At 67.8% G+C, this 2,069-nt stretch carries 5 protein-coding genes; all 5 read left to right on the top strand.

The genetic code is table 11. The annotated features are described in order from the left end of the window. The first annotated feature begins 86 nt into the window (after positions 1 to 86). Positions 87 to 305, top strand: a complete 219-nt coding sequence (locus P1T08_18770) for a hypothetical protein (protein ID MDF1598117.1) — start codon at positions 87 to 89, stop codon at positions 303 to 305. A 7-nt stretch (positions 306 to 312) separates the two neighbouring features. Continuing rightward, positions 313 to 714: a pilus assembly protein gene (locus P1T08_18765; protein ID MDF1598116.1), complete on the top strand. Its 402-nt coding sequence runs from the start codon at positions 313 to 315 to the stop codon at positions 712 to 714. Further along, positions 711 to 1,142: a TadE/TadG family type IV pilus assembly protein gene (locus P1T08_18760; GenBank protein ID MDF1598115.1), complete on the top strand. Its 432-nt coding sequence runs from the start codon at positions 711 to 713 to the stop codon at positions 1,140 to 1,142. Before P1T08_18765 ends, P1T08_18760 begins: the two co-directional genes overlap by 4 nt. Next, positions 1,139 to 1,543 carry a pilus assembly protein TadG-related protein gene (locus P1T08_18755; GenBank protein ID MDF1598114.1) on the top strand — a complete coding sequence of 135 codons (405 nt, stop codon included), beginning with the start codon at positions 1,139 to 1,141 and terminating at the stop codon, positions 1,541 to 1,543. The genes P1T08_18760 and P1T08_18755 overlap by 4 nt, the downstream gene beginning before the upstream one ends. Beyond that, positions 1,540 to 2,069: hypothetical protein (locus tag P1T08_18750; GenBank protein MDF1598113.1), on the top strand; the 530-nt coding region annotated here is incomplete at its 3' end. The genes P1T08_18755 and P1T08_18750, both read left to right, overlap by 4 nt.

Below are 2,069 nucleotides of genomic sequence, written 5' to 3'. Positions count from 1 at the left end.
CACCCCCGGAACGATCCCATGACACCCAACCACGACACCTTCCACCAGCGGAGGAACCACATCACACAGCGAAGGGAGCACCATCCATGACCGCCTACATCGACTACGCCCGCCTCCTCGTGGAGGTCGGGCTGACCCGTCTCGGGATCGACATCCAGGACGAGAAGGGAGCGATGTCGACCGAGGCCGCCGTGCTCACCGGCGTGCTGGTCGCCATCGCCATCGCCGCCGGTGTGATTCTGATCGCCAAGATGCGGTCAAACGCCGAAGCGATCCCCGACAACGTCACCCCACCCACACCCTGAACGGGATATGGACATGACGGTGACCGGACCGCACAGAACCGAACGCGGGCTGACCTCGACCGAACTGGCCGTGGTCATGCCGGTGATCATCGCCCTCGTCCTCGTCCCATTCCAGATCGCTCTCTGGTGGCACGCTCGCCAGGTCGCCGAAGCCGCCGCCCGCGAAGGACTCGACGCCGCCCAAGTAATCACGGCCACCGAAGAAGACGGCATACGCGCAGCCGAGTGGTTCCTCGACGCCGCCGGCAACCTCACCGACCCGGACGTATCGGTCACCAGAACCACCGACACGGTCACCGTTGCTGTGACCGGACGAGCACCACGCATCATCCCTGGCCTCGACTGGCAGGTCGCCGCGCATGCGTCCGGCCCGGTCGAACGCTTCATTCCTGAAGAGCCCGACCGATGATCCGCCACCCTTCCCGCCAAGACGGCGCCGTCTCGACCGAACTGGCCGTGCTCACCCCGTTGCTGATCGGGTTCGTACTGCTGGTCGTGTTCGCCGGTCGGGTCACCCAAGCCGAAGGTGACGTAGCCAACGCCGCCCAAGAAGCCGCCCGTGCCGCCTCCCTCACCGCCGGCCCACAGGCCGCCGACGAAGCCGCCGCCACCACCGTCTCGGCGAACCTCGCCGCAGCCACAGTGAGCTGCCGGCAGATCGAGGTAACCATCGACACCTCCGACTTCACGGCGGGGGGAAGGGTCGCCGTGACCGTCAGCTGCGACGCCGACTTCGCCGACCTGGCCATGCTCGCCGTTCCCGGGAGTCGCACGTTCTCATCGACGGCGGTCGAGATCATCGACGCCTACCGGGCCAATCAGGAGGCGACACCATGACCCGTCGACTCCACAACGAGAGGGGAGCGGTCTCCACCTTCCTGGCTGTGCTCGCCCTCGCCCTCCTCGCCGCAGCCGGACTCGTCGTCGACGGCGGCCGCAAGGTCAACACGCTCCGAGAGGCCAGCAACCTCGCCGACAACGCCGCCCGAGCCGGAGCCCAGGCCATCGACCTCGACACCCTCCGCACCGACGGTACCGTCCGGCTACTCCCCGGCGCCGCAGAGCAAGAAGCCCGCGACTACCTGACAGAGCTCGGGCACGCCGCCAGCGAGGTCACCGTCGCCGACGACACCATCACCGTGACCGTCGAACTCACCGTCGACCCAGTACTGCTTCCCACCGGCCCCATCACCGTCACCGCAACCGAGACCGCCGCGGCCATCACCGAGGAGCCATGATGCGACACGCCAAACACGCCATCAGCGGGCTCGCCGCCCTCATCGCCCTCGCACTCTTCACCATCGCCGTCCCGGCCGGGCTGACCGTCTACGTCGGCTGGCCCCTACCCACCAGCATCCCCAGCTTCGACCAGATCCAGCTCGCCCTGCGCAGCGGCATCGACCCCAACCTGATCATCAACACGCTGGCCGTCGTGGTCTGGGTCATCTGGGTGCAGCTTGCCATCGTCCTCACCGTCGAGACTGTCGCCGCGCTCCGAGGCCACACCGCACGCCGGCTCCCCGTCCTGCCCGGGCTCCAGCCAGCCGTCGCTCAACTCGTCGCCGCCATCACCCTCGCTGTAGCCACCCTCGGACCGATGCGAGCCCTACCAGCAGCAGCAACCCCGCTGGCCGCTTCCCTCATCGACGTGTCCGCTCAGCCGGTGCTGGACATCGATGAGGGGCAGTGGCAGCGAGCCGACGACCAACAACCGACCCGATCCGAGGCGCCAACATCGCACCCGACCTACCGAGTCCAACGCCA

The sequence above is a fragment of the Acidimicrobiia bacterium genome, assembly GCA_029210695.1.
Lineage (GTDB): Bacteria > Actinomycetota > Acidimicrobiia > Spongiisociales > JAHEDJ01 > JAHEDJ01.
The sequence above is the reverse complement of the archived record's forward strand: the minus strand, read 5'-3'. Positions and strand labels throughout refer to the sequence as shown.

Coding starts and splice junctions, on each gene's coding strand:
- P1T08_18770 (MDF1598117.1), top strand. CDS start 87: ATGACCGCCTACATCGACTACGCCCGCCTCCTCGTGGAGGTCGGGCTG.
- P1T08_18765 (MDF1598116.1), top strand. CDS start 313: ATGGACATGACGGTGACCGGACCGCACAGAACCGAACGCGGGCTGACC.
- P1T08_18760 (MDF1598115.1), top strand. CDS start 711: ATGATCCGCCACCCTTCCCGCCAAGACGGCGCCGTCTCGACCGAACTG.
- P1T08_18755 (MDF1598114.1), top strand. CDS start 1,139: ATGACCCGTCGACTCCACAACGAGAGGGGAGCGGTCTCCACCTTCCTG.